1 protein-coding gene is annotated in these 987 nt (G+C 64.9%); it reads left to right on the top strand.

The window, feature by feature from the left end; all coding sequences use genetic code 11:
* The first annotated feature begins 108 nt into the window (after positions 1 to 108).
* On the top strand, positions 109 to 921 hold the full coding sequence (gene istB / locus Q3C01_RS44835) for an IS21-like element helper ATPase IstB (protein ID WP_449384692.1): 813 nt from the start codon (positions 109 to 111) through the stop codon (positions 919 to 921).
* Positions 922 to 987: the final 66 nt, after the last annotated feature.

Below are 987 nucleotides of genomic sequence, written 5' to 3'. Positions count from 1 at the left end.
GCGTGCCCGCTTCGCGCCCGATCCCGCGCGCCTACCCAACGTAGTCGTCCGCCTGGCGCCGCTTCAGGCCTACGAAGCGCTCATCGGCGCCAGCCTGGGAGACGCAGCATGAAGAGCGCCTCGATTGACCCCGCCAAGCTCAGCCTGCTCCTTAACGAGCTGCGACTGCCCGCCAGCAAGGTGATCTGGCCACAGTTCGCCGAGCAGGCCGACAAGGAGGGCTGGCCCGCCGCGCGCTTCCTCACTGTGCTCGCCGAGCACGAACTGGCCGAGCGCGATCGCCGCCGCATCGAGCGGCACCTCACAGAGGGCCGCCTTCTGCCCGGAAAGACCCTCGACAGCTTCGAGTTCGACGCCGTGCCGATGGTCTCCAAAGCTCAGGTCATGGCCATCGTCGCCGGCGACACCTGGTTGGAGAAAGGCGCAAACCTGCTCCTGTTCGGCCCGCCCGGCACCGGCAAGAGCCATCTCGCCTCGGCGATCGGTCTCGCCCTCATCGAGAACGGCTACAGGGTGCTGTTCACCCGCACCACAGATCTCGTCCAGAAGCTGCAGCAGGCCCGCCGCGACCTCGTCCTCGAGAGCGTGCTGGCCAAGCTCGACAAGTTCGACCTGCTCATCCTCGATGATCTCGCATACGTCACCAAGGACCAGGCCGAGACCAGTGTGCTCTTCGAGCTGATCAGCGCCCGTTACGAACGGCGCTCCATGCTGATCACAGCCAACCAACCCTTTGGCGAGTGGGGGAAGATCTTCCCGGACCCCGCTATGACGCTCGCCGCGGTCGACCGGCTCGTTCATCACGCCACCATCTTCGAGATGAATGTCGAAAGCTACCGGCGCCGCGAGGCCGCTGAGCGCAAAAAGGGACCTGGACGCCCAGCGTCATACGCCACACCCGCCAATATCGCCCCTGATTGACGCGCCGCGACAATCAACCTGACAAAGCACTTGCGCGCGTCAATCAAACCCGCGATCATCACATCC

The organism is Bradyrhizobium sp. UFLA05-109 (assembly GCF_054185165.1).
This window is presented reverse-complemented; position numbering and strand designations above follow the sequence as displayed.